Genomic DNA, 26,449 nt, shown 5'->3' with positions numbered 1-26,449 from the left:
GGAGAGAACAATCATGCGCTTCGAACGGATCGGTCGCGAACCGGATTATTCACGCTACATGGACCTCAAGGAAGGCTGGCTTGACCGCCGGATCTTTTCGGATGCGGACATCTACGAGGAGGAGCTGTACCGCATCTTCGCGCGGTCGTGGCTGTTCGTTGCCCACGAAAGCCAGATCCCAAACAGCGGGGACTTCCTGACGACCCACATGGGTGAAGACGCGGTGATCGTCGCGCGCCAGCCCGACGGTTCGATCCGGGTCATGCTCAATTCCTGCCCGCACCGCGGCAATAAGGTGTGCTTCGCCGATGCCGGGAACACCCGTCGGTTCGTCTGCAATTACCACGGCTGGGCGTTTGACACCGCCGGCGACCTCAAGGGCATGCACGAGGAATATTGCTACGACGCGGGCGATATCGACTTCAAGAACCATGGCCTCAAGAACGTCGCCAAGGTCGGCAACTACAAGGGCTTGGTGTTCGCCACCTTCAACAGCGATGCGCCGAGCCTGGAAGCCTGGCTAGGCGATTTCCGGTGGTATCTCGACATGATCCTCGACAACGAGGAAGGCGGCACCGAATTCATTGGCGGCTGCATCAAGTCGGTGATCAGCGCGAACTGGAAGTTCGGGGTCGAGAACTTCATCGGCGACGCTTATCACGCCGGCTGGACGCATGATTCGGGCACTCGGTCGATGAACAACGGCCAGCCGTTCCCGCCGATCGACATGGATAATTCCTATCACGCCAGCGTGAACGGCCACGGCTGGGAATTCGGCACCGAAGGCGTGGGCGACCTCTTCCTGCTCGGGCGCCCCAAGGTGATGGACTATTACAACAAGATCCGCCCGAAGATGGCAGAACGCCTGGGCGAGATGCGCTCGAAGATCTTCGGTTCGGTCGCCTCGGCATCGATCTTCCCCAACGTCTCGTTCCTGCCGGGCATTTCCACCTTCCGCCAGTGGCAACCCAAGGGGCCAATGCAGTTCGAATTGAAGACCTGGGTGATCGTCAACAAGAACATGCCCGACGACATCAAGGAGGAAGTGACCAAAGGCGTGATGCAGACCTTTGGCCCCGGTGGCACCTTCGAGATGGATGACGGCGAAAACTGGGAAAACTGCACCACCGTCAACCGCGGCGTCGTCACCCGGCACGAGCGCCTGCACTATCGCTGCGGGATCGGCCGCCAGATCGAACACGATACCCTGCCGGGCATCGTCTATCGCGGCCAGTACAACGACGCCAACCAGCGCGGCTTCTATCAGCGCTGGCTCGACATGATGACCCATGACGAATTCGGCAAGATGCCGGCACGGCCCGAACCGCAGCTGGGCAATGTGGGCGAAACCCGCGATCTTCCTGGCCTGTTCGCGCTCTGAGAGGAACTACAGCTATGACCGACACCGCAACCCTCGAGCGCACATGTGAAGGGACTACCGCATCGCTCGAACTGACCCACGCGCTGACCCAGACGCTGTATCGCGAAGCACGGCTGCTCGACGATGAACACTACAAGGCCTGGGCCAGCATGCTGGCGGAAGACCTGCATTACCACATGCCGGGGATCGAAACCCGCTATCGCCGCGACAAGACCGAGCAGGTGACCGACCTGACCCGGATGGCCTATTACAACGACAGCAAGCCCGAAATCCTCAAGCGGCTTTCTCGGCTCGAGACCGGAACGGCCTGGTCGGAGGATCCGGCGACGCGCTACACCCATATCATCACCAACGTCGAGGTGGAGCTTACCGAAAAGGCCGACGAGTTCCGAGTCTATTCGAACTTCTATGCTTATCGCAATCGCAACGAACGCGACGAGGATTCGCTAATCGGCAACCGTATCGATATCTGGCGTCAGGTCGGCAACAGCTTTCAACTGGTCAAACGCCGAGCGATCCTCAAGCACAATGTAATGTTGAGCAAGAACCTCAACATCTACGTTTAGTCTATCCACCTTTATAAATAGTAATGATAAAACACGAGGGAGAATGCCAAATGACAAACCGATTGATGTATTTCAGGAAAGCCGTCCTGCGCGCCAGCGCCTCGGCGATCGTAGTATCTACCGGGCTTGTGCCGATGACGGCGCATGCGCAGGATGCAGCAGCAAGCGAGCCTCAGGCCGAGGAGCAACGGGCCGGCGGTCTAGGTGAAATCATCGTGACTGCGCGCAAGCGGTCTGAGAACCTGCAGGAAACGCCGGTCGCGATCACCGCTATGAATGCCGAGATGCTCGAAGCGCGCGAAGTCAACAACGTCGCCCAGGTGGCCAAGTTCGCGCCCAACGTGAACATGTCGCCGGTTGCCAACATCTCCGGTTCCAGCGCCACGATCACCGCGTTCATCCGCGGCGTCGGTCAGACCGACTTCAACATTACCGTGGATACCGGCGTGGGCATCTATGTCGATGGCGTCTATGTCGCCCGCTCGGTCGGTGCGCTGCTCGACATGACCGACATCGCTGATGTGCAGATCCTGCGCGGGCCGCAGGGCACGTTGTTCGGCAAGAACACCATCGGCGGCGCGATCGTCGTCAATTCCGTCCAGCCGCAACACGAATTTGACCTGAAGCTCGAAGCGGCGACCGGCCGGTTCAACCGCGCCGATTTCAAGGGCATGATCAACGTGCCGCTGAGCGACAATCTCGCAATGCGCGCGGTTGCTTCCTATGAAACCCGCGACGGCTACCAGAAGCGTTTGTTCGACGGCGGCCGCCAGGGCAACAAGGACAGCTTCGGCGGACGCATTGCGTTCAAGTGGGAGCCGACCGATAAGCTGACCGTCAGCCTCAGCGGGGATATCAACATCCGCCGCGAAGAGCAGACGGCCATTTCGCTGCTCGAACTGCAGGACCAGAACGTGCCGCTGCGCTTCGTCGATATCCCGAACAGCGCGACGACACCCGGCGGCCCCAACCGCCAGATCGCTGCGCCCAGCTCGATGTATTTCTGGAACAAGATCCGCGTCACCGATGGCAGCTGTGGAGCACCTTGGGGCGGGTTTGGCGTTCCGGGTACCCTTGCGCCGACCGGCAACCCGGCCTGCGCCAGCACCCGCTGGATCACTGGCGACATCGACACCACCTGGGCTGGCGGCGTCAACCGGTCGGACTTCGATCTATGGGGCACGAACCTCACCCTCGATTACGATTTCGGCGATTTCAGCCTGAAGTCGATTTCGGCCTACCGCGACCAGAGTTCGCACATGGAATACGATTTCGACGGCACTCCGCATACGATCCTGCGGATCGCAAGCGATATCGATGTGTGGCAGGCCTCGCAGGAACTGCAGTTTACCGGAAGCCTGATGGATGGCCAGGTGAAGTTCGTTCTGGGCGGCTATTATCTCAAGGAAAAGGGCACTGACTACACCCCGATGGAATTCGGGTTTGCCCAGTTCTTTACTGGCGGCGACATCGACAACGACAGCTATGCCTCATACCTGCAGGCCACCTTCAAGGTGACCGACCGGTTCTCGATCACGCCGGGCATCCGCTACACTAACGAGACCAAGCGGTTCGACCCGTCTGTGCAGACGATCTTCAACGACCGCTCGCAACTCGATCCAGTGCTGGCATCGGTCTATCCGCAGGGCGCATTCGTCGCGTTCAGCCAGTGCCTCGTCGGACAGGCAAACCCGGCGGCCAACCTGTTCCCGTCAGGCCCGCTGGCCGGTTTCCCGCTACCGAACTGCACGCCTTCGGCGACCAACCCGGGCGGCAACCACACGATGCCGGCCATCGAGGTTTCGGCCAAGGCCAAGGAGTGGACCCCGGCGATCTCGGCGGACTACAAGATAACCGACAATTCGCTGATCTATGCGTCCTATTCGAAAGGCTTCAAGAACGGCGGGTTCAGCCAGCGCATCTTCCCAGCTGAAATCGCGACCCCCTCGTTCACGCCGGAATTCGTCGAATCCTACGAAATCGGCCTGAAGAACGAACTGTTCAACCGGCGCCTGCGCCTGAACATCGCGGCGTTCCTTTCCGATTACAGCGACATGCAGATCACTGTGAACGAAGGGATCGCTCCGAAGGTTCGCAACGCCGGTGCCGGCCGGATCAAGGGCTTCGAGATCGAAGGCGAAGCTGCCCCGATCGAACAGGTTCGCGTGAACTTCGGCGTGGGTTATCTCGATGCCTACTACACCAAGATCGATCCGAGCGCGGCGCCAGTCACGCTGGATTCGAAGTTCGCCTTCGTTCCCAAGTGGACAGCTTCGGCCGCGATCAACGCCGACGTCTATGAAGGCAGCATGGGCAAGCTGACCCTGCGCGGCGATTGGTCCTACCAGAGCGGCACCTTCAAGGATGCAGTCAACAGCCCGCAACTGTTCCAGCCCGCGTACAGCGTGTTCGGCACCAGTGCCTCGTTCACCGACAGGAGTGAGCACTTCACCCTGACTGCGGGCGTCACGAACCTGACCGACAAGCGCTATCTGCAGGGCGGCTATGTCGATCTCAACGTCGGCGGCGCCGCAACGGCCAGCTTCTCGCGTCCGCGCGAATGGTTCCTCAAGCTCGCCTACAAGTACTGATGAAGGCCCGAGGGCGGCGGACCGCCACCGCCCTCACCCTTGCCTCGACGGGCAAGGCCAGAACAGAATAACTAAGGAGAAATCCGATGGACGGACTGCGCTATTTTCTCATTCCGGTCATGACCTTGGCGGGCGTTATCGGATTCATGCTCGGCGGCAGCTACGTCTGGCTGGGCGCGGCGACCTTTCCGGTGTTGATGACGCTGGATATCCTGCTGCCGGCGGACCACAAGATGCGCGCGCAGGGCACGGCACTGCTTGGCGATTTCGCCATGTACCTCCAGCTCCCGTGCATGATCCTGCTGGTCTGGGCCTTTGCCCGATCGGTTGCGACCGCGATCAACCCGATCACCGGCGCCGACAATTCAAGCTGGCAACTGGCCGGATCGCTGCTCAGCCTGGGTTGGCTCTCGGCGGTGCCGACCCTGCCGGTGGCGCATGAGCTGATGCACCGCCGCCACTGGTTTCCTCGCTATGTCGCCAAGTGTCTGAGCGCGTTCTACGGCGACCCCAATCGCGATATTGCCCATATCGTCACCCACCACGTCCATCTCGACACGGCCAAGGATAGCGATACCCCTCGGCGCGGGCAGACCATCTACAGCTTCGTGTTCCAGGCGAGTTGGGGTTCCTACAAGGATACTTGGGAAAAGTCGGCCGAAATCCTCCGCAAGCTTGGCCATGCTTCGCTGGGATGGCGCAATCCGGTGTGGCTACTGCCGCTCTTATCGGGCAGTATCATCGTCTTTGTGGGCTTGACGGCAGGCCTTGGCGCGGCGCTGACCGCTGTCGGCGCGATGGTAATGGCCAAGATGTTCGTGGAGGGGTTCAACTACTTCCAGCACTATGGCCTGATCCGGGTCGAAGGGGCGCCGATCGAGCTCCATCACGCCTGGAACCACCTTGGCGCGATCGTCCGGCCGATCGGTGCGGAAATCACCAACCACATCAACCATCACCTTGACGGGCATATCCCCTTCTATGCGCTGAAGCCCGAACCGCAAGCGCCGCAGATGCCCTCACTGTTCCTGTGCTTCGCCGCCGGACTGATCCCGCCGGTCTGGTTCCGCTTCATCGCGCAACCGCGCCTCAAGGACTGGGACGAACGTTTCGCCACCCCCGGCGAACGCAAGCTGGCGGATCAGGCCAACGCACAGGCTGGCTGGCCGCGCTGGCTGGCCAGCACTTGAACGCCAGGCCAATCGTCCACCCTCATTCGGGCGACAATCTGCAACTGCAGATTCCGCCCGCCCATTTCGGAAAAACCCGACAATGTTTTCTTTCCTGCGCAAATCCAAGATGAACACCGTAACCGTGGAAGGATCGCCGACCACGCTTGACATACCGGCGGGCAAGACACTTCTTGAAGCGATGCTGGACGCGGGTCTGGCCATGCCGCACGATTGCAAGGTTGGCTCGTGCGGTACCTGCAAGTTCAAGCTCGTGTCTGGCAAGATCGGCGAATTGAGCCCGTCGGCCCTTGCACTTGAGGGCGACGAACTGCGCAGCGGCTTTCGCCTCGCCTGCCAGGCCATTCCGCGCTCGGATCTGACAATCGCGGTTGATGCGCCACTCTCGCAAGGGATCGCCATTGCTACATATCGCGGCACCATCGTCGCCGCACAACGGCTATGCGAGGATATAATCGGGCTGACCATCGAACTGGATCGGCCACTGGCCTTCACTCCCGGACAATACGCTGATCTGACCGCTCCCGGCATCGAAGGTGCACGCAGTTATTCATTCGCCTTCGCGACGGTTGGTGAACCCACCCAGCAACTGCATTTTCACATCCGGCACGTTCCGGGCGGCGCATTTACCGACTGGCTGTTCTGCACCGATCGCACCGGAATGGAGCTGAAGGTTACCGCCCCCTATGGGCAATTCGCCCTCAAGGACAGCACTGCCCCCATTCTTTGCATCGCCGGGGGTAGTGGTCTAGCGCCGATCATCTCGATTCTGGAGCAGGCGCTCGACCGGGGCGCAGACCGGGCGGTGCACCTGCTGTACGGTGCGCGCCGTAAGTCCAATCTCTATGCCCTCGACAAAATTGCGGCCCTTCGTCAACGCTGGATGGCCCCTTTCGAATTCGTCCCGGCCTTGTCGGATGAAGAGCCAGACAGCGACTGGGCAGGAGCGCGTGGGCTGATCACCGAGCAGATTGCGGGCGTTGCAGACCTGGCGGCGCACGAAGCCTATCTGTGTGGCCCACCGGCGATGATCGACTTTGCCGAAGCGCAATTGCTTGCCGCCGGCCTCTCACGTTCGGTCATTTCGGCCGACCGCTTTCTTGATCGCAGCAATCGCACGTAAAAAAAGACGGGCGCTCGACGAATCGAGCACCCGCCAAGGGTGGAGAGATCTAAGCCGCTTCAGCTTCCGGGGCGTTTGCCGATGCCGATTCCACCGTCGCTGAGCAAAACCGTTCCTGTCATGTAGGCCGAGTCCCGACGCGAGGCGAGCAAGGCATAGAGGCCGGAGTGATCATCCGGTTCGGCGATCCGCGCGAGCGGCGTCATCCCGGCAATCATCGCGTCGAGCCCTTCCATATCTTCCATGTGAACATCGGCTGTTCCGCCCGCATGGGTACCGCCCAGCGGCGTTCGGGTGCCGCCTGGCGCCACGCCGTTGACCCTGACGTCGGGGGTTAGTTCCCAGGCGAGCTGGCGGATCAGGCCCAGCACGGCGTGCTTCGACGCCACATAGGGCGTACCGCCACCGCCGGTGTAGAAGCTTGAAGTCGAGGCAGTAAAGATGATGCTGCCCTTGGTCTTACGCAACTCCGGAATTGCGGCACGGGCGCCAAGGAAGTAGCCCTTTACGTTGACGCCGAAGATCTCGTCCAGCGTTTCCGAGAGCTTTTCGGGTTCCATGTCCGCAAGCGGGGTCATGAAATCCCAGATCCCGACATTGCCGACGAACACGTCAAGCTTGCCGAATGCAGCCACGGTTGCGACGACTGCCTTTTCGTTGTCGACATAATTGCGGACATCGCCCTCAATCACGACTACTGCGTTGCCATGCCGCGTACGCACCAAGTCGGCCTGAGCGGCATCCCTGACCAGGACGCCAACCTTGGCACCTTCTTCGATAAAGCGCGCGACGACCGCCTCACCGATCCCTGTGGCGCCGCCGGTTAGCAGCGCCACTTGTCCTTCGAGCCTTGCAGTCACATCGTTCCTCCCGAAGATCGCGGGTTCTCGATCACTGATCGAACATCCCGACGCGGCCTTCCTGAAGGTTGACCACGACCGACTTTGTCTGGGTGTAGTGGTTCAGCACTTCATGGCTGAATTCACGCCCGAAGCCGCTCTGCTTGTAACCGCCCAGCGGCATGTTGGCCTTAAGGTTGTAGTAGCGGTTGATCCAGACCGTGCCGGTTTCAAGCTGACGCGCGATCCGGTGGGCGCGGGCAAGATCCTTGGTCCACACGCCGCCGGCCAGGCCGTAGGTGGTGGCATTGGCCTGCTGCATCATGTCGGCTTCGTCGTTCCAGCTGATTACAGTGGTCACCGGCCCGAAGATCTCCTCCTGCGCGATGCGCATTGTGTTCTTCACATTGGTGAACACCGTCGGCTTGATGAAGTTGCCACCCGCCAGATTTGCAGCATCGGCGCGGGTGCCGCCGGTCAAAACTTCGGCCCCTTCCTCGGTTGCGAGCTGCAGGTAGCTTTCTACCTTGTCGAACTGCATCTTCGACGCCTGGGCGCCAAGCTGGGTTGCCATATCGAGGGGATCGCCCTGGCGGATGCCTTCAAGCGCGGTTTTGAACTTGGCCAGGAACTCGTCCTGGATCGACTGGTGCAGGAACAGGCGCGAACCGGCCAGGCAGACCTCACCCTTGTTGAGCACAGTCGACATCGTAGCGCTTTCCACCGCCGCGTCGATATCGGCATCGCCGCACACGATGTGCGCCGACTTGCCGCCCAGCTCGAGCGTCTGCGGGATGATGTTTGCGGAGGCATACTGGATAATACGGCGGGCAGTGGCGATCGAACCGGTGAATGCTACCTTGGCGACATCGGGGCTGGTGACCAGCGCCTCGCCCACATCCGCACCATAGCCGGTGACGACGTTGATCACACCCGGCGGCAGCAGATCGGCCATTTCCACGAAGAATTCGATCACCGAAAGACAGACCGTCTCGGCCGGCTTCAGAACGACAGTGTTGCCCGATGCCAGCGCTGGTGCGATTTTGCACGCCATCATCAACATCGGTACGTTCCACGGGATGATCTGCGCGCAGACACCGAGCGGTTCGCGGTGAACGATGCCGATCGCATCGGGATAATCGAGCGTCTGGCCATGCAGGCCATAGGCCGCGCCAGCGAACAGCTCGAACTGACCGATAGTCTGGGTCATGTCGAAGAACATCGATTCGCGCATCGGCTTGCCGTTGTTCAACGTTTCGAGCGTCGCGTAGTGCGACTGGCGTGCCTTCAGCCGGCGCGCAATTTCGATCAGGATCTCCTGGCGCTCGCCGGGCAGGCTTTGCGACCACTTGGGAAAAGCAGCCTTGGCAGCGGCAATCGCACGCTCAATGTCCTTGGCATTGCCGGCCTGGATCTTGGTCAGCACCTTGCCGGTCGAGGGATTGAGTAGATCGATGGTCTTGCCGCTGTCCCCGGCAATCCACTCGCCGCCGATATAATGGCCGTACTCGGACTTAATGCCGTAGTCGTTTTCTGTACTTTTCAACTGCGTAGCCATGACAACTCTCCCTTGGTTTTCATAGAACTTCGATGACTAGGTCATCCATCGGATAGATCCGACAGGCCAGGGCGTATCCCTTTGCCTGGTCGGCGACAGAAACCTTGGCCGTGCTCATCTTGCCGGTCCGGTATTCGCCTTCAACAACTCGAACCAGGCAAAACCCGCAACCACCGCCACGGCAGCCCACTCCTATATCGCTGGAACCAAACTGCTCCATCGCGATCAGTACGCGTTCACCCTCGGGGCAAGCGAACTGCCCCCCTCCGAGGATCCGGATCTGGTAGGGCTCAAGCCTCATTCGACCAATCTTCTTCGACTCGGGGCTGCGCGGCAGCGGCCTTCGCCGCAAAGCTTACCCCCCCCACCGCGAAATGCGCTGGGTCCATCTCGCGAAGGATGACGCGAACTGACTCACGCGGCGCCCCGATCGCACCGATGGCAGCATCGGTCAGCGCCCGGATCAGCCGCTCTTTGGCTTCCGGCGGGCGCCCTTCGAGCAGGTTGACCTCGATGATCGGCATATCAGGCCTCCACCTGGAACATGACCGCGCCAAGGTTCTGCACGGTCGTCCGCACGGTCTGGCCGGGAGCCAGGTTGGGCGCGGCGGTGATGCCGCCAGCCATGACGATGTCACCGGCGTTGATCTGTTCGCCCGCTTCGGCAACCAGCCGGGCCGCAGCAACCAGCGAACGGATGGGGTGGCCAAGGATCGCCGCGGTCGACCCGACCTGTACCACTTCGCCATCGATTTCGAGGATCACGCCCAGATTCGAAAAATCGATCCGGGGATCGTGCCAGGATCCGATCACCAGCCCCGACGAGGAAGTGTTGTCGGCGATCACGTCCTCGAGCGCGAACTTGAAGTTCTCGTAACGGCTGTCGATGATCTCCATCGCCGGGGCGATCGCTTCGACTGCTGCCAGCGCAGCGGCGGCAGTCACCTTACCGACCAGCGGGGCCTTCATCAGAAAGGCGACTTCCGGTTCGACCCGGGGGTGGACGTAGCGCGCGCGCGAAAGGGCGGATCCTTCCTCGACCAGCATCGCATCGGTCAGCCTGCCCCAGGCCACTTCGTCGACGCCGACCTGCAACATCTTGGCCCGGCTGGTCAGCCCCATCTTGACGCCGATGCGCCGTTCGCCACGCGACAGGCGCCGATCGACCGAGAGCTTCTGCACCTGATAGGCCTCTTCCACCGTGAAAGCGGTGTCCACAGGGGTGATTTGCGGGGTAGCTGTTGCTTCACGCTGTGCAGAGTCGAGCATTTCCGCGTATTTCGCCAGCCTGTCCATCTCAGTTGGCCTTAGCTTTGATCAGATCAAGCGCAACGTCGATGATCATGTCTTCCTGGCCTCCGACCATCCGGCGGTTGCCCAATTCGACGAGGATCTCGCGGGTATCGATTCCGTACTGTTCCGCTGCCTTTTCCGCATGGCGCAGGAAGCTTGAATAGACGCCTGCATAGCCCAGGCTGAGCGTCTCGCGATCGACCCTCACCGGACGGTCCTGAAGCGGGCGTATGATGTCGTCCGCCGCGTCCATCAGCGCCATCACGTCGCAGCCGTGCTTCCAGCCCTTGCGGTTGGCGGCGGCGATGAACACCTCGAGCGGTGCGTTACCGGCTCCCGCACCCATCCCGGCAAGGCTCGCGTCGATCCGCACCGCGCCCGTCTGCGCGGCGACGATCGAATTGGCCACGCCCAAGGACAGATTGTGGTGCGCATGGATGCCGCGTTGGGTTTCAGGCTTGAGCACCCGGTCATAGGCTTGGAGACGTGCGATCACGCCATCCATGTCGAGCGCCCCGCCGCTGTCGGTGACATAGACGCAATGCGCGCCATAGCTTTCCATCAGCAGCGCCTGCTGCGCGAGCGCTTCGGACTCGATCATGTGGCTCATCATCAGAAAGCCCGATACGTCCATGCCCAGATCGCGCGCGATGCCGATGTGCTGCTTGCCGACGTCGGCCTCGGTGCAGTGGGTCGCGACGCGCACGGAGCGCACCCCCATGGCATAGGCGCGCTTGAGTTCTTCGGCGGTGCCGATGCCGGGCACCAGAAGCGTTGTCAGCACCGCGTTCTGGATGACATCAGCGGCAGCCTCGATCCAGTCCCAGTCGGTATGGGCGCCAAACCCATAGTTGAAGGTCGAACCGTTCAGGCCATCGCCGTGCGAGACCTCGATCGCATCCACCCCTGCCTCGTCAAGCGCCTTGGCGATCGTGCGCACGCTGTCGGTGCCATACATATGCAGGATGGCGTGCATCCCGTCGCGCAAGGTCACGTCCTGGATGTAGAGCCGATCAGATGTTGGATCAAAGGTCATGCTGCGATCTTTTCCATATGAGTCTTGGCCAAGCTCTCGCCTGCCGCCTTGGCGGCAGCGGTCATGATGTCGAGATTACCGGAATAGTTGGGCAGATAATCGCCCGCGCCCTCGACCTCGAGGAACACGCTGGTCTTGAGGCCTTCGAATTCACCGTAGCCGGGGATCTTGAGCGGCCGGTTCGAACCGAAGCGTTCGAACTGCACGTCCTGCTTGAGCCGGTAGCCCGGCACGTATGACTGCACCCTGGCAATCATCGCCAGGACCGAATCGCGCACCTTTTCCTCATCGACCATTTCCGACAGCGTGAAGATCGTATCGCGCATGATCATCGGCGGTTCGGCGGGATTGAGAATGATCACAGCCCGGCCCTTGGCCGCACCGCCGACAGTCTCAATCGCCCGCGCGGTGGTGCGGGTGAACTCATCAATGTTGGCACGGGTGCCGGGACCGGCGGAGCGCGACGAAACCGACGCGACGATTTCCGCATAGTGCACCTTGGCCACCTGCGAGACCGCCGCGACGATCGGAATCGTAGCCTGGCCGCCGCAGGTCACCATGTTGATGTTGCGAACGGTCGCATCGACCGCGGGGTTGACAGGCGGGATGGTCGCCGGACCGATCGCTGCCGGTGTCAGGTCGACCATCAGCTTGCCGTCGCGGGCGAGTATCTCGTCATGCGCCTTGTGCGCATAGGCCGAAGTCGCATCGAAGGCGATGCCGATATCGGCATATTGCGGCATCCGACACAGGCCCTCGATCCCCTCGTGAGTGGTGGCCACGCCCCTTTCGCGGGCCATCGCCAGGCCTTCCGAGGCCGGATCGATCCCGACTACCGCTGCCAGCTCCAGAGTGTCCGAGCCCTTGAGCAGTTTGATCATCAGATCAGTGCCGATATTGCCGGAACCGATAATTGCGCACTTCATCCTGGCCATTTGACCAACCTCCACTTCCAATTCAGTCAGCAGCAAACGTAGCTCGGACAGTGCCAAGCCCATTGATCCGCGCTTCAACGACATCTCCGCGAGAAACCCCGGCCATCGGGCCGAGCGCGCCCGAAAGGATCACGTCGCCTTCCAGCAGGGGCCGCCCGGCATTCGCCATGACCCGCGCCAGCCACAGGGAAGAGGTGATTGGGCTACCAAGACAGGCGATCCCGGCGCCGACCGAAATCGGTTCGCCTTTTACCTCCATAACCATGCCGCACGTGCGCAAATCCAGCCTATCTAGCTTGCGCGGCACCGCGCCGAGCACGAACAGTCCGCTCGACGCGTTGTCGGCGATCGTGTCCCAGATCTTGATGTCCCAGTTGGCGACGCGGCTGTCGACGATCTCGATTGCCGGAACGACATATTCGACCGCGCGGATCATCTCGGCGGTGGTCATGTCGGGGTGGGGCAAATCCCGCCCAACGACGATCGCAATCTCGGCCTCGACCTTGGGCTGGATGACCTGATCAAGCGACACCGGGATACCTTCCGGCACGTCCATGTCTGCGAACAGCATCCCGTAATCGGGCTGGTCCACCCCCAACTGGCGCTGGACTGCAAGCGACGTCAGGCCGATCTTGCGCCCTACGAGCCGCCGCCCGCTAGCCAGGTAGTGCCGGGTGTTGGATTCCTGCACAGCATAGGCGGCCTCAACGCCACCGGCGGCAATCAGGTCTCGGATCGGACTGACCGGTGTGCCGCTTTCGGCGGCGCCGCGCAGCGCCAGAGCCGCTTGTTCGATGGTTTTAGGGTCGATAGTCATCGTCTTAAAGCTTTACGCAGATGTTGGTGATCTCGGTGTAGAATTCGAGGCTGTGCACCCCGCCTTCCCGGCCTATGCCGGAATGGCCGGACCCGCCGAAAGCCGTGCGCAGATCGCGCAGGAACCAGGAATTGACCCAGCACACCCCCACCTCCATCGCCGCCGCCACGCGGTGTCCGCGGGACAGGTTTTCGGTCCAGACTGAGGCGCACAGGCCGTATACCGTATCGTTTGCCAGCGCGATCACCTCGTCCTCGCTGTCGAACGGTAAGATGCCGCAGCACGGCCCGAAGATTTCCTCGCGCATCACGGTGTCGCCGTGGGCGACGTCGATCCACAACGTCGGTTCCACGAAGAAGCCGCCGGCTTCCGCGCCCGAGATTTCAGGAACGCCGCCGCCGGTGACCACGGTGGCCCCGTCCTCGACCGCACGGCGATAGTAGCCCAGCACTTTCTCGCGGTGCTCGGCGCTGATCAGAGGGCCGAGATAGGCGCGATCACCGGTCACGCCCGGCTTGAAGTCCTGCGCCGCCGCCGCCATCCGCGCCACGAAGGCATCGAAGATCGGCCGTTCGACATAGACCCGCTCGGTTCCGAGGCAGACCTGCCCGGTGTTCAGGAAGACCGAGCGCGACAGACCCTCGACCGCTTTGTCGAGGTCGGCATCGGCGAACACGATCGCCGGGTTCTTGCCACCGAGTTCGAACGAGATGTCGCGAACGCCGGTCGCGGCCTTCTGCATGATGGCCTGTCCGGTGCCGGTTTCGCCGGTGAAGGTGATGGCATCGACATCGGGGTTGGACGTGAGGAATTCGCCGGCCGAACCCGGACCGAATCCATGGACGACGTTGTAGACACCCTTGGGCATGCCCACCGCGTTCATCACTTCGCCCAGTAGGGCAGCGGTACGAGGCGTTTCCTCGGACGGCTTGACCACCACGGTATTGCCGCAGGCAAGCGCCGGGCCAACCTTCCAGGTCATCAGCAGCAGCGGGAAGTTCCACGGGCAGACGACGGCGACCACACCCTTGGGCTTGCGCACGGTATAGTTGAACGCCTGGCCGCCATCGGGGGTTGGCGTGTTGAAGCTTTCGCCCGGCATCGTCGAGACGACATCGGCGAACATGCGGAAGTTAGCGGCTCCGCGCGGAATATCGATATGCGACGCAACATGACGCGGCTTGCCGGTGTCGGCCACTTCGGCAGCCAGGAAATCATCCGCTCGGCGTTCGATCTCGGTCGCCACGGCGGTGATCAGCTTGACCCGTTCGGCCGTGGTCATCTTGCCCCACGGCCCGGTAAGCGCGGCCTTGGCCGCAGCCACGGCGTCGGCGACGTCTGCCTGGCTTGCTTCGTGCACAACCCCGATCTCGGCCCCGGTGGCCGGATTGACGTTGGAAAACGACTTGCCCTCGCTGCCTTCGCGATAGGACCCGTCGATGAAGTTCAGGATAGTATCCGTGATTGGAGAGGAGGAGACGGAAGTCATTGGTGCATATTACCTACGTTTTGCCAGAACCCATGGGGCGTCAGAATTGCCTTGCGCCGATCGCAGCGAGGCCGGCGTTGGCGTACTCGACGTCCATCGCTTCGCTCCCGCCGGAAATACCAATCGCACCGACGAATTCACCGGCAATTTCGATCGGTAGGCCGCCGCCGAACATCGCTATTCCCGGCTGCGCGACGATCCCGTCGCGCAAGGCCGGATTGCCCGAAACCATCGCATAGAGATCCGGCGTCGGGACGCGGAAGCTGGCGGCGCTGTAAGCCTTGTCCTGCGCGATCTTTGCAGACGGCGAAGGGGAGCCGCTGGCGCGCACGAACGCGACCAGGTCTCCCCCCGCGCCGACCACCGCGGCAACGACCGGACAGCCCGCCGCCGCACCCATGGCAACGGCGGCAGCCGCTGCCTTGAGCGCCAATTCGTGGCCTACTGTCCGGACCGAAACCACCCCGTCCATGATCAGGTGTTCACCGTCATGAAGCGGTCGTTGAGCGCCTTTTCGTAGTAGAAGATGGCCTTGCCGGCGTTCTCTGCCTGCCACAGGCGCTGCGGATTGTCCGGATAATAAATGTAACCGCCGCTGAAGGTTTCGTTGCGGTTGCCCGAGGGATCGAAGAAGTAGATCGTCTGCCCGCGGGTGATCCCATGACGGGTCGGCCCGATATCCAGCGAAATATCGTAGCGGCTGATGATGTCGGCGGCATGGCCAACATCGTGCCAGGATTCCAGGTTGAACGAGGTATGGTGGATCTTACCGTCTTCGGGATAGCCTAAGAAGGCGACATCGTGTGCTTTGTTGCTGCAGCTAAGAAAGATGCCGAGCCGGGCGCCGCTGGTTTCATCGACCAGTTCCTCGGCGACTGAGAAATCAAGCGCATCGACAAAAATCTTGGCCGAACTGGCTATATCCACGCCGTTGAGCGCACAGTGATCAAAGCGGGTGGCACGCATGCCACGTGGCTCCACGACCCAGACATCGGGGTTCTTGACGGCCGGACCGGTGGCCGACAGCGCCATCTCGGCGTAAAGTTCGAAGACGTGCTGTGTCGGCGTGTTAAACCGAATCTTGCGGCCTACACCGGGATCTTCCCCCGCCGGGATCACGTCGACATGGACACCGATATCGAGCAAGCGCTCGGTAAAATGGTCCAAGTCCGCGTCCTTGGCGACCTTGAAGCCCATCACATCCATGCCCGCCTGATCGGCCTCGCGAAGGATGATACTGTGACGATCGAATTCGTCGAACGCCTGGAAAAAGGCCCGATCCCCCTCGCGATTGACGAAGTTTAGACCAATCCGGTCGCGGTAGTGGATAATGGCCTCGTCCAAGTCCAGAACCCTGAGCTGGACATAGCCAGGACGAATTACACCAGTCAAAGCCATGAAGAATCTCCTCTCCGATCAGGCCTTGAGGCCATGCTTAAAGAACTCGGCAACCATCCGGTTGAAACTTGCCATCCGCTCGATCTGCACCCAGTGTCCGCATTCGGCGAACAGGTGCAGATCGGCCCGCTGCATCAGCGTGGCCAAGCGTACGGTAGAATCGAGCGGGATCACCTGATCGGCAATCCCGTGCAGGATCAAGGTCTCGTGCGCGATTGCGGCGATGTCCTCCTCGCGGCTGGCGAGCATCGCCACGTTGGCCTGGCGGTCGGCGCCGCCGAACGTTGCATGATAGGGTTCATGTGCTTCGGGCCGGGCGCTGGCGACATAGCGCGACTGGATCAGATCCTCCGTCAGGCGGCTGTGATCCCAGGCAAGGTACTTGAGCGATTCGCGCATGGCCTCAACTGACGGCACGTAGCCCCAAACCTTGTCGAGCGCAGGAGTAATCGGAAAGTTGAGCCCTGCAGGCCCCATCAGAACGGCGCGTTCCACCCGATCGGGGTGGGCAATCATGAATGCCAGCGTGATCCCGCCACCGAACGAGTTGCCGACCATCGAAATCTTGTCGATGCCCAATCCGTCGAGAAAACTGGCGAGCTGATCGACCCAGACCTGCTTGTCTTCGATCCGGCCCTTGCTGTCCGAATAGCCGAAACCGAACATGTCGGGCGCGATGACCCGGAAATCCTGAGCAAGAACCGGAATGTTCAGGCGCCAGTTGGCCCATGCAGTCACGCCAGGCCCGGAACCATGAACCAACAGGACCGGATCGCCCTCGCCGACGTCATGATAATTGGTCGAGCTTCCGCCGATGACGAACGAATTGGCGATTTCCGGTCGGCTCGTGTCCAATGTCGCGCTTGCCATGATAGCCAACCAGTCCTTTCCCGCTTCGTTGATTTTGTATCCACATGGTGTCGGGACCGAGTCGGCGAACTGACACCTTACAGTAGCTTTCATTGCACTATTTCAAACGCATTGGCAAATAAAGAATGCGGCGAGGCGGCAGAAATCGCCGCCTCGCGCATGCCCGATCAGACGAGCCCTTCGGCCTTGAGTGCTGCGCCAACCGACGGGCGCTGCGCGATCCGGCCGCAATAAGCACCAAGGTTGGGATAGGCGCTCATGTCGATCCCGACATGGGCCGGCCAGCCCAGCATCACGAACAGATAGATGTCGGCGACGCTGAATTCAGAACCGGCATAGTGTTCCTTGTCCAAAAGTTCCTTGTCCAGCGCACCCAGATGATTCTTGACGGCGGTCGAGGCCGCGAGCTTTGCTTCGTCGCTGCTGCCGGGTGTGAAAAGCGGTACGAACGCCTTGTGGAATTCCGACCCCAGAAAACTCAGTCGGCTGATCAGGCGGTAACGCTCCAACGTGCCATCACGAGGCGCCAGGGCCGCGTCTGGCTTCTGATCGGCGATGTAGAGCAGGATCGCAGGATTTTCAGTCAGGGTTTCGCCACTGTCGAGGGTCAGCGCAGGAACTTTGCCTGACGGATTGACCGTCAGGAAATCGTCTCCGGTCTCTACCTTGCGGGTCGCCAGATCGACCTTCACCGCATCGAACGCCGCACCGGTTTCGCGCAGGGCAATATGCGGTGCGAGCGAGCAGGCACCAGGGCTAATGAACAGCTTCATGGATAGTCTCCTTTTGGGCAAACCAGGAAATGCGGGATCGGCTCAGATCGGGGTCGCCAACAGGGTGGCGATTCGCAGCGTGTCGTAGATGCAGGTCCGGCTCTTCAGACGAACGGTTCCACCGCTAAGATCGAACCAGTCGACATATTTGCCGGCATTGTAGATACGCGTTTCACCATCGTTACGGGTCTGGAAGACGACATAGCTGGCTTCAGCAGAAACCTGGTTGCCTTCCGCGCCGGTGATCACCGCACGCCCGATCAGGTGCCGGTTGAAATGTTCGGGGAAGACGTTTGCCTTGCGCAGCGCGACAACCCGATCCGCCAGCATCCCTTTGCTGTCGCAATACATCACAGCTGCGGGCAAGCCGTTATCGACATTCTCGCGCGCGATCACCTGGTACAGGCAATCGTCAACGAACAGCGTAGGCCATTGCTCGAGCCGGTCATCATCAAGGCAAAGCCCGTAAGCCGCGTTGAAATCGTCGATCGCACTTTGCGCGACTTGCGCTACTTCGGCTGCAACGCTCATGCCCGGCCCTCCGCTGCGAGATCGGCCAAGGCATTGCCCATCAGCCCGAGATAGCCCTTCCAGAACCCGCGCACGGAATTTTCATCCATACCCATCGGGGCGTATGACGGTCGGACATCGTCCCCGCCCATCTCGACAAAGCTGCGCTTGCCTTCGGCACCGATCGTGCCCTGCTGGCACAGTTCGACCGCTTCGCCGTCTTCCATCGAAATCAACCCAGACGGTCCAACCAGGTTGAGGTTGCGAAGGCGGTGGCGAGTCGTTTCATCATCATCGTCGGCATAGCCGAAATAGGTCCAGACCAGCTCGGTCTTGTCGGTCCCGTGGGGCACGATCTGCCTGGTGGCGAGGGTGTTCTGGATCTGCTGGACAACGACAGACGGGAAGATCGACTGGATGTGCAGTCCGACATCATCAGCGATCTCCGGGCGGAATGCCAGCAGGCGCTCGTCCTGCAACTTGGCCTCACCCTGCATCTCGCGGTTGGCCTCGTCACCGAACGAGCCGTAGTCGACATCGCCCTTGGGCTTAGACACGGTAAAGACGGTGTGGTAGCCCTCGTCCGAAACCAGACCCGCGCTTTCCTGGCTCTGGCGGTAGATGCCGAAAGTGGGATAGAACAGGTGCAACAGACCGCCGTGGTAGCTGTCACGACTGTTTTCCGAATAGAGCTTCCAGTTGCCGGCCATGAACTGTCGCGCATAGCCCAGAACCTTGACCGGGCGCTGGAAGACGCGCTGAATGTATTTGCGCATCACTGGACCCAGAAAGTCGTCGAGCGGGGCGATGGTCGGGTTGAAGGTGCCGAACACGAGGCCGCCGAATGTCTCGACCCGCAACCGCTCCAGCGAATGCTCGGCCATATTGAATTCCTTCGAATAGCCGCCCACGCCTTTCAGCCCCCGCCGGAACGGCACGCCGACAAGCGCACCGGTCGCGTCGTAGGCCCACTGGTGATAGACGCAGACGAACGCCCCGTCGGCCTGGTTGCCACGCAGCGAGCGGCACACGGTTGCGCCCTTGTGGGCGCAGCGATTTACCCAGGCATGGATGGTGCCATCGGTTGCCCGCGTCACCACCACCGGAGTATTGCCGACATGGGTCGAACGGAAATCGCCGCTGTTGGCCAGCTCGGCTTCGAGGCCGAGGTAGCACCAGGTCTGTCCGCGAAAGATGTTTTCCTGTTCGGCAGTGAAGATCGCTTGGCTGTGATAGACTGCGTAATCGACCGCAGTCGGCTCCGACCCCGCGGCGACGGGCATGGTTTCGGCGTTCATGGTCTTCTCCCTAAGCTTGTTCGAAACCGCGGCCCGAAGCGAGTCGTCCGCAAGTGCGCATCGCGCTCAGCATCATCGCGGCATCGGCCTTGCCGGTACCGACGATGTCGTAGGCGGTGCCATGGGCCACCGACATGTGCAGGTACGGCGGCCCCATGATGATCACGCTATTGCCCGAAAAGCCCCAGGTCTTGACCGCGATGTGGCCCTGATCGTGGAACATCGCCAGGACCATGTCGTAGCGACCCTCGATGCAGTGGCGGAAGACCGAGTCAGGCGCGATAGGCCCTTCGACATCGATGCCCCTTGCCCGCGCGGCTTCAATCCCAGGCGCAATTTCAAGGCGATCCTCGTCGCCCATGGCATGTGGGTTGAGACCGGCAACCGCGATCCGCGGTTGGGCGATGCCCCACGATTGCATGGCCTCGTGCAGTTGCCCCACCGCCGTGGCGACGAGATCGGCTGAAATGACGTCGATCACTTGCCGCAGCGACATGTGGTCGGTGAGATGCGCAACCCTGAGCGGCCCGGTCAGCAGCACCAGATAGCTTTCGCCCGGGGTCGGGCTGATGACCCTGTCGAGCTTCTTGGCAAGTTTAAGCGAACCAGTGCTGATCGGCCCCATGATCGTGGCGGCGAAAGAACCGTCGCGGGCCAACGCGTCGAGCTCATCCAGCCATTGCGCGGTGGCGTGCCCGGCGGCCTCGGTGTCCTCGCCCAGGGGCAGAACGCCATCGGGCAGCGCGCCGGTATCGATGACGTCGATGATCGCGGGATCGTCGCTGGGTTTTTCGAAGCCGCGCATCACCCGCAGCCGTGCCTTGGTGCCAGTGAAATCGAGCGCCCGCTCTACCGCCGCAGCAGACCCGACCAGCACGGGGATCGAATCCGTGTGTACGGCACCGTCGGCCAGCGCCCTGACAGCCACTTCGGGTCCGATCCCGGCGGGATCACCGATCATCGTCCCCACGACGGGGCGCACCCGCTCAGAGGCTGTAGACATCGGCTACTTCTTGGAACAGATCGGTGACGACAACCGTCTTCTTGCGGCGGATCACGAACGAATCATCCCGAGGTTCGAGATCATAGAAGGCCCACCCGCTGAGAGTGGCGACTTTGCCTTCCAGCACCGAAACCGTGGTCCAAGACGTCCGCGCATGCACCTGGTCATCGCTCTCCTCAGCAGACAGCAGGGAGAACTGGTGAACCGTGCGTGGCTGCGGCGTGCTCGCCGCCGAGCGCCGGGTCCTGATCCGGAACACCCGATCCTCAAGCCCGCCCCGGTTGGGATAGTAGATCAGCGAGACTTCGTTCTGCGGATCCGCAGTCGGCCGTTCGTGATCGTCCCAGGCTGGAACCCAGTATTCCGCCTCTTCGTGATAGAGCGCCAGCCAGGCATCCCAGTCCTTGTCGTCAAGCGCCATGGCTTCCTGACCGATGAAGCGGGAAACCGCCAGCCAGCGCGAATGGAATGCGGTCATCGTGCCTTCTCCAGTGAACGCTCAAGGAAGGCGGCAAGCTCGCTGCACTCGCTGTCGATGGCCTTTTCCATGAGCGTGAGCCATTCGTCATGGATCGCCACATAGAGGCCTTCGTCGGCAACCGCCGGGCTGCTCAGCACCACATTGAAATCGAGCGGCTCGCCGAACTTGCCCGGGCCGGTGTCCCAGCGCGTCGAACCGCGCGACATCTCGTTGTAGCGGCCTTCGCCGGCGCCATACCCGGTCTGGCAGTTGTTGAATTCGGTCAGGTCGTCCGGGGTCGCCATGCCGGTCGAATTGAAGAAATCCTCATACTGACGCAGCCGCAGGGCCCGCGCCTCGGGGCTTTCGCCGACCGGGGCGATGCACACCGTGCTGACTTCGGTCTCATCCAGGGCCAGCGGCTGGATGATGCGGATCTGCGTGCTGGTCTGGTCCATCAGGAAGACGTTGGGAAACAGCTGCAGGTTACGGATGCGCTTGTTCATCCACTTGGCCTTTTCGGCGCCGTAGGACTCTTCGAGCCAGTCGATGATCTCGAAATTGGGGCGATCCATGAAGTTGGCATAGTCGGCCCACAACACCGTGTGTCCGTTGTGGAACGAGAACGACCCGCCATCGCGCGCGGTGAAGCCATTGAAGCTAATCGCCTTGGTTTCGTTCTTCGAAATGCCTTCGACGCGGCGCTGAACCGTCATGAAGTAGTTGGCATGCGTGGTCATGACGTGATAGCCGTCGAGCCCGTTCTCGACCTGCATCTTCCAGTTGCCGTGATAGCGGTAGCGGTTGGTTCCGGGCAAAACTTCCATTGCGCCGGACTTCGACTGGTCCACCAGGATATCGATGAAATCCCGCGCGCCGGCGAGGTGATCGACCAGCGGGACGACATCGGCGGAGAGGCTGGCAAAAATGAAGCCGCGGTAGCTTTCCACCCGGGCGACCGGTTGAAGCCCGAAATCGGCGCGATTGAATGCCTCCGGATAGCCCCCGATGCTCTCATCGGTGACGTCCAGCAGGTCGCCCCCGGACGAGAACGTCCAACCATGAAACGGGCACATGTGGTTGCGCTTGTTGCCGGCCCGCTCGCGGCACAGGCGCGCGCCACGGTGCGAACAGGCATTCACGAAGGCGCCGACATCGCCGGACTTGTCCCGGGTTACAAGGATGGGGACGCGGCCGATTTTCGTGGTGATGAAATCGTTCGGCTTGGAAACCTGGCTCTCGTGCGCGAGGTAGACCCAGTTCCGTTCGAAGATGTACTTCATCTCGAGCTCAAACAGCGCAGCTTCGGTGAAAGCGGCGCGGTCCAGCTGGAAGATCCCGCGCTCGTGATCCTTCTTGAGCCAAGCGCGCATGCGCCCTTTCAAGCCCTGCAAGTCGGCAATCCTGCCGCCGATTTTATCATTGAGTTCCATCGATCCTCTCCCGTTCTGTGCGTCGGGCACCCAATACCATCCGCGAATCAACCGCAGATGGCACACGGTGATTACCTCATCCCATCATTTCGTGCAACGTATTGCACAATGAAAAACGTTCTGGTAGGTAGTGGGTCAGAAATGGCTGAAACCGGCGGCTCGAATCGAAGCAAGGTTGCCAGCAAATCGCAAAATGGCCCTGTTTTGGGGTGAATTGGGAGAGTTTGAACTATGTCGGTCGTCACCGAACTCGGCTATCTTGGTCTTTCCGTTTCCGATCTCGCTGCCTGGCGCGCTTACGCCGCCGAAGTCGCCGGCATGGAAGTCGTCGATGAAGGCGAAGGGGATCGGCTCTATCTGCGGATGGACCTTTGGCATCACCGCATCGTTCTGCACGCTGATGGCAGCGATGACCTGGCCTACATGGGCTGGCGCGTGGCCGGGCCGCAGGAATTCGCCGCGATGCAGGAAAAGCTGAGCGCGGCGGGAATCCCCTTCACCGTGGGCACCGAAGCCGAAGCGCGCGAGCGCCGCGTTCTCGGGCTACTCAAGCTGGCCGATCCGGGCGGCAATCCGACCGAGATCTTCTTCGGCCCCCAGGTCGATACGCACAAGCCGTTTCATCCTGGCCGTCCGATGTTCGGCAAGTTCCTGACCGGATCGCAAGGCGTTGGGCACTGCATTCTGCGCCAGGACGATGTCGAGGCGGCGGCTCGTTTCTATGAACTGCTGGGTCTGCGCGGTTCAGTCGAATACCACCTTCATCTGCCGAACGGCATGGTTGCCCAGCCCTACTTCATGCACTGCAACGAACGACAGCATTCTGTTGCTTTCGGTCTTGGGCCGATGGAAAAGCGCATCAATCACCTGATGTTCGAATACACCGAACTCGATGATCTCGGCATGGCCCATGACGTTGTGCGTGCGAAGAAGATTGACGTCGCGCTCCAGTTGGGCAAGCACGCCAACGACCAGGCCCTGACGTTTTACTGCGCTAACCCGTCGGGTTGGCTGTGGGAATTTGGCTGGGGTGCGCGCCAGGCGCCGAGCCAGCAGGAATACTACACCCGTGACATCTTCGGTCATGGCAACGAGGCTGCTGGTTACGGAATGGACGTTCCGCTGCTGTGACAATCTTCGTGTAAATCAATTCTTGACAGGAAAACAACCCCATCATGTCGAACCAATTGCGCCTTTGTGAAGTTGCCGGCGTAAAAGACGGCGAGCCGGTCGCGGCGTTCGCCGAAGGAATGCCCGCCCTCGCAGTATATAATGTTGATGGCGAGATTTTCGTTACCGACAATCTTTGCACTCACGGCAATGCCATGCTGACCGACGGATATCAGGATGGCGACATCATCGAGTGTCCGTTCCATGGCGGCTCGTTCGACATCAAGACCGGCGCAGCCAAGGCCTTTCCCTGCCAAGTGGCGATCGCGTCCTATCCGGTCGAAATCGAGGATGGTTGGGTCTGCATCACGAAGCCCGAAGGAGCAGCCTGATGGGCCTTCCCACCCTTGAGCAGATGCAGTTTCAGCATGCCGCTGCGCAACTTAATGCGCTTCATGCGGAACTGATCGATGACGACCGGTTGGAAGAATGGCCTAACCTGTTTGAAGAAAAGTGCCAGTACAGTGTGATCTCAGCGGAGAACCACAATCGTTCGCTGAACCTGGCTGCGGTGTTCTGCGACAGCCGCGGCATGCTGGTCGATCGCATCGTCTCTTTGCGCCGCGCCAATATCTTTCCCGCGCACAGCTACCGGCATATTCTCGGTCCGACCCGCGTGAAGTCGACCAGCGGGCAGATCGTCACCACACAGACCAACTATGTGGTCCTGATGACGCGCAACGACGGTCAGACGTCGATCTACAATTCCGGAAAATATGTCGATCAAATCGACGTTTCCGGCGCTGGCTCGCGCTTCCTTTCCAAGACCGCAATCTTCGACACCCACCTCATCGATACGATGATGGTCCGCCCGATCTAGCTGCAAAGTTGAAAGCACCCAATCATGTCCATTGCCCAGCAACAAGACACCTTGGATCAAGCCCCGTCCACTGCCGGATGCCGGGTTCCGTACCGCGTTTTCACCGATCGCCAGTACTATGATCGCGAACAGGAGAAAATTTTTAAGGGTGACTGCTGGTCCTTCGTCGGACTTGAAGCTGAAGTTCCGAAGGCAGGTGATTTCAAATCGACCTTCGTGGGCGAAACGCCGGTGATCCTCACGCGCGACAGCGACGGCTCGGTGCATGTCGTGGTCAATCGCTGCGCCCATCGCGGTGCCCTGGTCTGCCGCGAAATGCGCGGCAACCGCTCAAGTCTGGAATGCGTCTACCACCAGTGGGCCTACGACCTGAAGGGTAAGCTGATCGGCGTGCCCTTCCGCCGCGGCCTCAAGGGGCAAGGCGGGATGCCTGGCGATTTTGACATGAGCCAGCACAATCTGAGACAGTTACGCACCGAATCGGTCAACGGTCTGGTCTTCGCTTCTTTCTCCGAAACGGTTGAATCCTGCCGTGATTTCCTCGGTCCGATCGTGGTCGAGCAGATCGAGCGGATCATGTGCAAACCCGTCACCGTTCTGGGCGACCAGCGCCAGCGCATCCGCGGGAATTGGAAGCTTTACGCGGAGAACACCCGCGATCCCTACCACGCGAGCCTGCTGCACCTATTCCACAACACGTTCGGTCTGTATCGCTCAACCCAGACCGGTAAGGCGCTTATGGATGCCAACAAACGCCACTCGCTGCTCTATTCGATCGCGGCCAGCAACGACGATGCCGCCGACAAGCAGGCCTACGGCGATTCCCGCACCTTCGACACCGAATTCAAGCTGCAGGACATGTCGCTGCTGAAAGGTCGGCAGGAGTTCGCGGACAATGTCACTCTGGTGATCCTCGCGGTCTACCCCAACCTCGTCCTCCAGCAGATCCAGAACACGCTCGCCGTACGCCAGACCGTGACTTACGGCCCAGACGAATTCGAATTGGTCTGGACCCATTTCGGCTACCAGGACGACGACGAGGAAATGCAGGCCATCCGGCTAAAACAGGCTAACCTGATCGGACCTGCAGGACTCATTTCGATGGAAGACGGCGAAGCGGTGGAAATCGTCCAGAACGCCATCGTCGGCGAGGCAAGCGCGACGTCCTACATCGCGATGGGTGGCGGTCGAGCCGAGGATGCCGACCATCTCGTCACCGAGGGCGCGATCATCGGGTTCTGGGACAATTATCGCAAAATGGTCGGCTTTGAGGTGGAACCGGCATGACCCGCACGATCGACTTCTACTTCGATTTCATCAGCCCGTTCAGCTACCTTGCCCAGCTCAAGCTGCCGGGGATCGCGCGGGCAGCGGGAAGCACGGTGGAATACTGGCCGATTGACATTCCTGAAGCCAAAATTGCCGCCGGCAACTATGGCCCGTCCAATCGCGAAGTCTTGCCCAAGATCAAGGTCATGAAGGCAGACCTTGAGCGCTGGGCCGAACGTTATGGGGTGCCCCTCACCTTCCCGGCGAGCTTCGCTTGCGCAGACTGGAATTGCGCGGTGCTGTTCGCCCGCGAGCACGGTAAGGCCGAGGCATTTGTGACCGATGCCTACCGCCGGATCTGGGGCCAGGGGATCGATCCGGGCGACCGCAACGAGCTGGCCGCATGCGCCAAAGCAGCGGGTCTCGACGCTGAGGCGCTGATTGCCTTCGTTGAATCGCCGACTGGCCAGAACGAATATCGCAAGGCCCGGAGCCAGGCGATCCAGCGCGGCGTGTACGGTGCGCCGCTGATGTTCGTTGACGACCAGGTTTTCTGGGGGAATGACCGATTGGATTTTCTTGCCGAGTATTTGAACAAGTCAAAATAAAAAATTCGATTACACAAGG

The 26,449-nt window shown here is 60.9% G+C and carries 28 protein-coding genes; 10 read left to right on the top strand and 18 right to left on the bottom strand.

Annotated elements, in window-relative coordinates; genetic code table 11:
• Window positions 1-58: 58 nt before the first annotated feature.
• The 5 genes from YP76_RS23655 (at window position 59) to YP76_RS23635 (ending at window position 6,851) form a co-directional block, all read left to right on the top strand.
• A complete protein-coding gene (locus YP76_RS23655; protein WP_232307701.1) occupies window positions 59-1,381 on the top strand; it encodes an aromatic ring-hydroxylating dioxygenase subunit alpha in 1,323 nt (440 codons plus the stop codon).
• A 14-nt stretch (window positions 1,382-1,395) separates the two neighbouring features.
• Window positions 1,396-1,947 (top strand): 3-phenylpropionate/cinnamic acid dioxygenase subunit beta, encoded by a 552-nt coding sequence (locus YP76_RS23650; RefSeq protein WP_008828561.1) that lies wholly within the window; start codon window positions 1,396-1,398, stop codon window positions 1,945-1,947.
• Between the two features lie 50 nt (window positions 1,948-1,997).
• Window positions 1,998-4,538: a TonB-dependent receptor gene (locus YP76_RS23645; protein WP_046765870.1), complete on the top strand. Its 2,541-nt coding sequence runs from the start codon at window positions 1,998-2,000 to the stop codon at window positions 4,536-4,538.
• Window positions 4,539-4,624: 86 nt separating this feature from the next.
• Window positions 4,625-5,728: an alkane 1-monooxygenase gene (locus YP76_RS23640; RefSeq protein WP_008828148.1), complete on the top strand. Its 1,104-nt coding sequence runs from the start codon at window positions 4,625-4,627 to the stop codon at window positions 5,726-5,728.
• A gap of 82 nt (window positions 5,729-5,810) precedes the next feature.
• The gene (locus YP76_RS23635) at window positions 5,811-6,851 is read left to right on the top strand and encodes a 2Fe-2S iron-sulfur cluster-binding protein (protein WP_008828147.1); all 1,041 of its coding nucleotides are present in this window, start codon (window positions 5,811-5,813) and stop codon (window positions 6,849-6,851) included.
• 59 nt (window positions 6,852-6,910) lie between these two features.
• On the opposite strand, the gene hcaB is transcribed toward YP76_RS23635, so the two are convergent.
• The 18 genes from hcaB to YP76_RS23545 form a co-directional block, all read right to left on the bottom strand.
• Window positions 6,911-7,711 carry a 3-(cis-5,6-dihydroxycyclohexa-1,3-dien-1-yl)propanoate dehydrogenase gene (gene hcaB, locus YP76_RS23630; protein WP_031309914.1) on the bottom strand — a complete coding sequence of 267 codons (801 nt, stop codon included), beginning with the start codon at window positions 7,709-7,711 and terminating at the stop codon, window positions 6,911-6,913.
• 31 nt (window positions 7,712-7,742) lie between these two features.
• Window positions 7,743-9,248, bottom strand: a complete 1,506-nt coding sequence (locus tag YP76_RS23625) for an aldehyde dehydrogenase family protein (RefSeq protein WP_008828145.1) — start codon at window positions 9,246-9,248, stop codon at window positions 7,743-7,745.
• Between the two features lie 19 nt (window positions 9,249-9,267).
• Window positions 9,268-9,549 carry a 2Fe-2S iron-sulfur cluster binding domain-containing protein gene (locus YP76_RS23620; protein ID WP_008828144.1) on the bottom strand — a complete coding sequence of 94 codons (282 nt, stop codon included), beginning with the start codon at window positions 9,547-9,549 and terminating at the stop codon, window positions 9,268-9,270.
• Window positions 9,539-9,772: a 2-hydroxymuconate tautomerase gene (locus YP76_RS23615; RefSeq protein ID WP_008828143.1), complete on the bottom strand. Its 234-nt coding sequence runs from the start codon at window positions 9,770-9,772 to the stop codon at window positions 9,539-9,541. Before YP76_RS23615 ends, YP76_RS23620 begins: the two co-directional genes overlap by 11 nt.
• A gap of 1 nt (window position 9,773) precedes the next feature.
• Window positions 9,774-10,544: a 2-keto-4-pentenoate hydratase gene (locus YP76_RS23610; protein WP_024020833.1), complete on the bottom strand. Its 771-nt coding sequence runs from the start codon at window positions 10,542-10,544 to the stop codon at window positions 9,774-9,776.
• A 1-nt stretch (window position 10,545) separates the two neighbouring features.
• Window positions 10,546-11,577 (bottom strand): 4-hydroxy-2-oxovalerate aldolase, encoded by a 1,032-nt coding sequence (gene dmpG, locus YP76_RS23605; protein ID WP_008828141.1) that lies wholly within the window; start codon window positions 11,575-11,577, stop codon window positions 10,546-10,548.
• Entirely contained in the window at window positions 11,574-12,512 is a 939-nt protein-coding gene (locus YP76_RS23600) for an acetaldehyde dehydrogenase (acetylating) (protein ID WP_008828140.1), read from the bottom strand. The genes dmpG and YP76_RS23600 overlap by 4 nt, the downstream gene beginning before the upstream one ends.
• 22 nt (window positions 12,513-12,534) lie before the next feature.
• Window positions 12,535-13,329, bottom strand: coding sequence for a 2-keto-4-pentenoate hydratase (locus YP76_RS23595; RefSeq protein WP_008828139.1), 795 nt, complete (start codon window positions 13,327-13,329; stop codon window positions 12,535-12,537).
• Window positions 13,330-13,333: 4 nt separating this feature from the next.
• On the bottom strand, window positions 13,334-14,818 hold the full coding sequence (locus tag YP76_RS23590; RefSeq protein ID WP_008828138.1) for a 2-hydroxymuconic semialdehyde dehydrogenase: 1,485 nt from the start codon (window positions 14,816-14,818) through the stop codon (window positions 13,334-13,336).
• 40 nt (window positions 14,819-14,858) lie between these two features.
• A complete protein-coding gene (locus YP76_RS23585; RefSeq protein WP_037517470.1) occupies window positions 14,859-15,290 on the bottom strand; it encodes a GlcG/HbpS family heme-binding protein in 432 nt (143 codons plus the stop codon).
• Between the two features lie 2 nt (window positions 15,291-15,292).
• Window positions 15,293-16,216: a catechol 2,3-dioxygenase gene (locus tag YP76_RS23580; RefSeq protein ID WP_024018961.1), complete on the bottom strand. Its 924-nt coding sequence runs from the start codon at window positions 16,214-16,216 to the stop codon at window positions 15,293-15,295.
• Window positions 16,217-16,234: 18 nt separating this feature from the next.
• Window positions 16,235-17,086 (bottom strand): alpha/beta fold hydrolase, encoded by an 852-nt coding sequence (locus YP76_RS23575; protein ID WP_008828135.1) that lies wholly within the window; start codon window positions 17,084-17,086, stop codon window positions 16,235-16,237.
• Window positions 17,087-17,253: 167 nt separating this feature from the next.
• Window positions 17,254-17,859, bottom strand: coding sequence for a glutathione transferase GstA (gene gstA, locus YP76_RS23570; protein WP_008828134.1), 606 nt, complete (start codon window positions 17,857-17,859; stop codon window positions 17,254-17,256).
• Between the two features lie 42 nt (window positions 17,860-17,901).
• Window positions 17,902-18,390 carry an aromatic-ring-hydroxylating dioxygenase subunit beta gene (locus tag YP76_RS23565; protein ID WP_008828133.1) on the bottom strand — a complete coding sequence of 163 codons (489 nt, stop codon included), beginning with the start codon at window positions 18,388-18,390 and terminating at the stop codon, window positions 17,902-17,904.
• On the bottom strand, window positions 18,387-19,667 hold the full coding sequence (locus tag YP76_RS23560) for an aromatic ring-hydroxylating dioxygenase subunit alpha (RefSeq protein WP_008828132.1): 1,281 nt from the start codon (window positions 19,665-19,667) through the stop codon (window positions 18,387-18,389). Before YP76_RS23560 ends, YP76_RS23565 begins: the two co-directional genes overlap by 4 nt.
• A gap of 10 nt (window positions 19,668-19,677) precedes the next feature.
• A complete protein-coding gene (locus YP76_RS23555) occupies window positions 19,678-20,670 on the bottom strand; it encodes a PdxA family dehydrogenase (protein WP_010891025.1) in 993 nt (330 codons plus the stop codon).
• Window positions 20,654-21,148 (bottom strand): aromatic-ring-hydroxylating dioxygenase subunit beta, encoded by a 495-nt coding sequence (locus tag YP76_RS23550; protein WP_008828130.1) that lies wholly within the window; start codon window positions 21,146-21,148, stop codon window positions 20,654-20,656. Before YP76_RS23550 ends, YP76_RS23555 begins: the two co-directional genes overlap by 17 nt.
• Window positions 21,145-22,563, bottom strand: coding sequence for a Rieske 2Fe-2S domain-containing protein (locus YP76_RS23545; RefSeq protein ID WP_008828129.1), 1,419 nt, complete (start codon window positions 22,561-22,563; stop codon window positions 21,145-21,147). The genes YP76_RS23550 and YP76_RS23545 overlap by 4 nt, the downstream gene beginning before the upstream one ends.
• A gap of 231 nt (window positions 22,564-22,794) precedes the next feature.
• Between YP76_RS23545 and bphC the strand changes: the two genes are divergently transcribed.
• Genes bphC through YP76_RS23520 form a run of 5 tightly spaced genes read left to right on the top strand, consistent with a single transcriptional unit; the run spans window position 22,795 to window position 26,430 of the window.
• On the top strand, window positions 22,795-23,694 hold the full coding sequence (gene bphC / locus YP76_RS23540) for a biphenyl-2,3-diol 1,2-dioxygenase (RefSeq protein ID WP_008828128.1): 900 nt from the start codon (window positions 22,795-22,797) through the stop codon (window positions 23,692-23,694).
• Window positions 23,695-23,738: 44 nt separating this feature from the next.
• Window positions 23,739-24,065, top strand: a complete 327-nt coding sequence (locus YP76_RS23535) for a non-heme iron oxygenase ferredoxin subunit (RefSeq protein ID WP_008828127.1) — start codon at window positions 23,739-23,741, stop codon at window positions 24,063-24,065.
• Window positions 24,065-24,553, top strand: coding sequence for an aromatic-ring-hydroxylating dioxygenase subunit beta (locus YP76_RS23530; protein WP_008828126.1), 489 nt, complete (start codon window positions 24,065-24,067; stop codon window positions 24,551-24,553). The genes YP76_RS23535 and YP76_RS23530 overlap by 1 nt, the downstream gene beginning before the upstream one ends.
• Before the next feature lie 24 nt (window positions 24,554-24,577).
• Entirely contained in the window at window positions 24,578-25,840 is a 1,263-nt protein-coding gene (locus tag YP76_RS23525; protein ID WP_008828125.1) for an aromatic ring-hydroxylating dioxygenase subunit alpha, read from the top strand.
• On the top strand, window positions 25,837-26,430 hold the full coding sequence (locus YP76_RS23520; RefSeq protein WP_046765869.1) for a 2-hydroxychromene-2-carboxylate isomerase: 594 nt from the start codon (window positions 25,837-25,839) through the stop codon (window positions 26,428-26,430). Before YP76_RS23525 ends, YP76_RS23520 begins: the two co-directional genes overlap by 4 nt.
• Window positions 26,431-26,449: the final 19 nt, after the last annotated feature.

Source organism: Sphingobium chungbukense, from assembly GCF_001005725.1.
GTDB lineage: Bacteria > Pseudomonadota > Alphaproteobacteria > Sphingomonadales > Sphingomonadaceae > Sphingobium > Sphingobium chungbukense.
This window is presented reverse-complemented; position numbering and strand designations above follow the sequence as displayed.